Origin of the sequence: Bacillus sp. GMa5/1 (assembly GCF_050172015.1) — a bacterium.
Taxonomy (GTDB): domain Bacteria; phylum Bacillota; class Bacilli; order Bacillales; family Bacillaceae_G; genus Bacillus_A; species Bacillus_A cereus.
Map to the genome: position 1 here is coordinate 1 of NZ_JBNLYC010000238.1, position 5,166 is coordinate 5,166.

Below are 5,166 nucleotides of genomic sequence, written 5' to 3' on the forward strand. Positions count from 1 at the left end.
ATATAAAATAACTATATTTCTTCCTTCCTCTTTGGGAGAATACACTTTGCGGCACCTCCTGTAGTTTTGATTTGCTAAAAATTATTAAGAATTTTATTGTAAATTTCGCTAAAAAGACAAAAAGAACTTGTAGGTATTAACTACAAGTTCTTTTTGTCTTTTTAGCGATTTCGATGACATCGCTTTCTTCACCTTTAATATGTTGGGCATATTCTCCAGTAATTTCGGTTTAAATTATGCAAGATAACACCCCTAAAACGATAAAATTGTACATTTTCACTTGGAGATGTCAATCTTATCGTTTGGGGGTATTTGCTTTTATTAGCTTGATGGAGAGGTTTTACTTCTCCATATCCAATAAATTATTAACTTCTCTGATAATACATGACCATTCTTCCACATTGGGGTCAATCACTTTAGAGTGCTCTGCGGATGGGATTTCCACCATTTTCACCTGATCTCCTGAAGCATCTGCTACACGCTTGTAGTTATAACTAATTCCGATTGGCACATTAATGTCGAGTGATCCGTGAATAAGAACTTGTGGAACCTGAAGGGGCAATAATTGAATTGGAGAAGCCTCCTCATAACGCTCCGGAACCTCTTTCGGTGTCCCGCCTAACAAATCAGTTACAGGATGGTTATTTTCTTTACCGAATTCTGATAGACGTAAATGATGGACATCATCCATTAGTGCAAGATCGTTAACTCCTGCTAAGCTTATTGCTCCCTTAAGAGAAAGCGGTTGATCAGTAGTTCTTAAAACACTATTTTCCGGTAATTTCTTACGACCCGCTAACCATAAAGCCAAATGACCTCCTGCAGAATGCCCAATAGCAATAACCCGGCCTAAATCAAGATGATTTTCTTCCGCTATTTGTTGTAAATAGTCGGTCGCATTTGCAGCATCAATTAAAGTGCCTGGCCATCCTCCGCCTTCATCGCCAACACGACGAAATTCAATGTTCCAAGTCGCTATACCCCTTGACGCCAAATCTTTTGCTACGGGCTCCATCATATCTAGGCCCCAAATATTTTTCCAAAATCCACCGTGCAGAACAATTGCAACTGGATAAGGACCCTTTCCTTCTGGGAGACGTAGATCCCCAAACTGTAACTGATTTTTTCCATAAGCGAGTCGTTTATTTCGTATACTCATAAAAGCACCTCCGTGTTTTTCTTTATAATTTTTCATCTAGAACCTAAACGTAGTTAGGTTATTCTACAAAATTAGCTTAATTTTCTGCTTCAACTTGTCTACTGTGCAGAAAAATGTTTTTCTTTTTTACCAGATAACATTCCTGTTGCAATGAGTAATGCAATAATAACAGGTTTTTTCTTTGTTTCATGATTTATTTTCATTCGCTCCAAAGTTATACAAATTAATAAACAATAAAAGCCCAATTCAAACAGTGATGTTCAAATTGGGCTTTTTAAAATGCCTGCGACATTCGTCGGGGTGTCCATTCATTATGACTAGCGTTTATTTTTATTTGTACCTTTTGTCTTTATTTAAACCCGTATTTAAACCATTATTTAAAGCGTGGGAAGAGTTTAAGAGCATTATTTCTTGAAATGTCTTCGATAGTTTTATCATCGAAGTTTGGATAATTAGAAATCCTTTCAATCATTTCTTTTGTCCAGTCTTCAGGAGCATAGTGTGCATCACTACCAAATAAAATGTGTGATGAATCAGTTGTATCTTTTAACGCTTCAAAAGTTGCTGGCTGAGTAGAAATTGCTGTTTCAAAATAGAAATTGCTGATATATTCTTCAGGGTCTTTTGTTAGTGTTGTCCATCTTTCAGATACTAATGGATCATTCATCCAAACTTTAGCTGAACGGTAAGATTGTCCGATTCTCCATTTTAAATATGGAAGTGTACCACCTGCATGAGCAAGGATAAATTTAATATTTGGACAACGTTCGATTGTACCACTTAACACAAGGTTAGCAGCCGCACGAGTTGTATTGAATGTAAACTCTGCCATGAAGTCCGCTGTTAAGAATCTTGCGCGTGGGCTTGCTTCAACTGGTGCACTAGGGTGAATAAATACTACTGCATTACGTTTGTTTAATTCATCCATTAATTCGTCAAAGATTGGGTCACCTAGAAAATGACCATTATAGTTAGATAATAAACCAACGCCGTCTAGTTTAAGTTCATCTAAGGCATATTTTAACTCTTCAATTGATTCTTCAACGTGTGGAAGTGGTAAAAATGCGAAGCCTCCAAAACGTTTTGGATATTTAGCAATCATTTCTGCTTGGAATTCATTAATACTGCGAGCAAGTTTTTTTGCTAAATCGGGATTTGCAACTGGAATTAGACCAGGTTCGGAAATAGAACCGATACCAACTTCAATTCCTAAACGGTCCATCATTGCAATGCTATCTTCAGGAGTCCACTTTTTGATAGGCATGCCTCCTGATTTTGCAACTCCAAAATATTCAAGAGTTGAACGGTATTCCTCTGGAATAATGTGATGGTGAACATCAATAAGACGTGATGCTTTCATAATAAATCGTTCCCTTCATGTTGTATTATATACAATGTGTCCATTAGTTTACTTATTGTCAATTAATAAACGCTTTGTATATAATAATTTTATCAAGTTATGGATTTTGGTCAATGTGCAAAAAACTCTATAATGTCTTATAAAAGACAATTCGATACATATCGTCCAAAAGATTTGAAATTATAGACAAGGAGAAGGGATTATGTCTAAAAATAAAAAAATTGATCCTCGTGTAAAGAGAACTACTAGGTATTTAAGGGATGCTCTTATTGAGCTTCTGGAAGAAAAAGATTTGAATACGATTTCTGTTCAAAATATTACAGATAAAGCGGAGCTTACTCGTGGCACGTTTTATTTACATTACCAAGATAAACAGGATTTTCTTTTGAAAAGTATGGATGAGACGTTAGAAGAATTAATAGAACGAGTAAAACCTAAAGAAATAAATGGAACAATCCAAGAAGTTAATGAACATAATCCACCACTTTCTTTTTTAAGGCTTTTTGAATATATAGCTGAAAATCATGATTTTTTTAAAGTGATGTTAGGGGATAGAGGGTTACCAGAATTCCGACGTCGTATGTTACAAATTGTTCAAGAAAAAGTATATGGTGATTTATTATCTTCTATTGTAGAATGTGATGAAGAATTAAGTATTCCAAAGGAGATTTTTACTAGCTATATTACTTCAGCACATATAGGTGTCATTAGTACTTGGCTAGAAAATGGTATGAAATATAGTCCTGCTTTTATGGCCGTTTTGTTAACTAAACTAACCTTACAAGGACCAATGCGGGTTATAGGATTAGAGAATAAAATCAGGCTTCCAAAATAAATTTTTCTTACTAAGAGTAGCACCCATACCCACCAACTTAGGAAATTGGTTGTGTCTCAAAACGAAAAAAGTGAGCTGAATTCTCATAAATAACTGTAGAGATATAAAATTTTCATTTTAGGGGGTATTTTGTTTTGTTAGCTTGATAGCGATGTGGCGGGACCCCTTATAATAAGAAAAAGAGTCGAGTCTCCTTTAGGCTATGTTTATTACAACTAGTTTGCGGTTTAATATTCAACATAAAAATTCTTTTATGGTATACTTTTAAAGAGAACGTAACAGTGACAAGTCTCTTCTATTTATCAGTACCTTGTCACTGATTTTTTCTCTTGTGTCTACTTCTTGCATCTTGAAAGAGCCATAATTTCAGCCATTGGGGATTATGGCTCTTTTTCTTTCATAATATATAATACTGTTGAAGGAACGTTCCTCAAACTTTACAATTAATTATTTTTTTCATTTTCTTTTTACGCTCAGCTTCCAGTTGCTCTAAAAATCCTAAAGGTCCTAATAACGTAGCAAAGGTAGCTGCTTCAGAAAGAAAGCAGTTTAATCAATTAATCGTGTTAAGAATCCACTGAAAAGGATATTATTAAACTTTTCTTTATTTTTTGATACAAGTATTTTACATTGTATTTCGTATATATATCAAATTAAATTGATATGCCGTGTAATTTAAATATCGTCACCTAAGTTTGAATATTCGTATCTAATACTTTTCGATACTCTTTTGAGGTCATTACACCAAGATACATGCTACTTCCCTTCTGAATACTGATTAGGAAGTACTTTACCAAGACTAGATTTATGTTATCGAATGAAACTTTGATTTTGCAGCTCGTTCATACTTCATTCTTTGTTGTAGTTGTCAGAAACGTTCGGGTTTAAGGAGTCTAAGTATGTTTGCAAACTTACACGTTCTTGTAAAATATAATACGCTCATCTTGATCTATCTCTCCCTCCTCTTCCTAGCTGATAGCTATACCTATCTCATTTACACAGTTATACAAGATTTTTCTTCTAGTGGCATGTAATCCGCCTCTTTTAGCTCATTAAAAGGACTTAATTGTACACTGTATATCGTATCTCCCGCTGCTTTCATTCCCGAGAAAAAATAAATTTCTCCTTCTATTTCGTAGGCAGGACGTATGATTAGTCCTTTTTGACTTTCATATTGGACATGGCCAATTTCAACGATTCCTTCATTTAACAAGGCATCTCGAGCATTTGTATAGTCATTTCGAAAATCGGTATGAATTGTTTTATAAGACATTGTATCCCTCCAGCGTTTGATGAGTTGCTTTTAGCTATGTACATCCAGGTGTCTGGCATCTATTTTGAATGACATGTACGTTTAAATTCGATGTAGGAAAACATAATTCCTAGTTTGTTCTTGTTCTTTTATGGAAAAGTAACATTTGTCATGTTGTGTTTATAGAGTCCAAAAAGAGTAGCACCCTTTTCAGGTACTACTCTATCTTTACGCAATTGTATATATGGCTTAATATCCAAGTATGCCGACAATTTGAGTTGCTTTGTTATTACGAATTGAATAATAAATTTCTAAGCCTTTACGTTCAGCTTTTAGTACTTTACCCTTCATTTTCGATAAATGTTGTGAAACAGATGATTGGGGTATCTCTAAAATTTTTGTTAGCTGCGAAACATTAAAAGTATTATGTTTGCTTAGCTCGTTTACAATACGTAAACGAATTGGATGCGCCATTATTTTTAAAATTTCAACATCTTCTTCAGTAATATTAATTTTTTTTGATTCCAGTACTGTGCTTGTCATAGCTATTCTCCTTTATT

The 5,166-nt window shown here is 34.4% G+C and carries 5 protein-coding genes; 1 reads left to right on the top strand and 4 read right to left on the bottom strand.

The window, feature by feature from the left end; all coding sequences use genetic code 11:
- Positions 1-340: 340 nt before the first annotated feature.
- Entirely contained in the window at positions 341-1,159 is an 819-nt protein-coding gene (locus tag ACQGSG_RS26315) for an alpha/beta hydrolase family protein (RefSeq protein ID WP_426948383.1), read from the bottom strand.
- Between the two features lie 373 nt (positions 1,160-1,532).
- A complete protein-coding gene (locus ACQGSG_RS26320) occupies positions 1,533-2,522 on the bottom strand; it encodes an amidohydrolase family protein (protein WP_426948391.1) in 990 nt (329 codons plus the stop codon).
- Between the two features lie 199 nt (positions 2,523-2,721).
- On the opposite strand from ACQGSG_RS26320, the gene ACQGSG_RS26325 reads away from it, so the two are divergent.
- Complete coding sequence (locus ACQGSG_RS26325) at positions 2,722-3,354, top strand: TetR-like C-terminal domain-containing protein (protein ID WP_426948385.1); 633 nt, start codon at positions 2,722-2,724, stop codon at positions 3,352-3,354.
- Between the two features lie 994 nt (positions 3,355-4,348).
- Here ACQGSG_RS26325 and ACQGSG_RS26330 read toward each other — a convergent pair.
- Together ACQGSG_RS26330 and ACQGSG_RS26335 are read right to left on the bottom strand one after the other, a co-directional pair.
- Positions 4,349-4,627, bottom strand: coding sequence for a hypothetical protein (locus ACQGSG_RS26330; RefSeq protein WP_426948387.1), 279 nt, complete (start codon positions 4,625-4,627; stop codon positions 4,349-4,351).
- A 228-nt stretch (positions 4,628-4,855) separates the two neighbouring features.
- Complete coding sequence (locus ACQGSG_RS26335) at positions 4,856-5,149, bottom strand: ArsR/SmtB family transcription factor (protein ID WP_426948389.1); 294 nt, start codon at positions 5,147-5,149, stop codon at positions 4,856-4,858.
- Positions 5,150-5,166 lie beyond the last annotated feature (17 nt).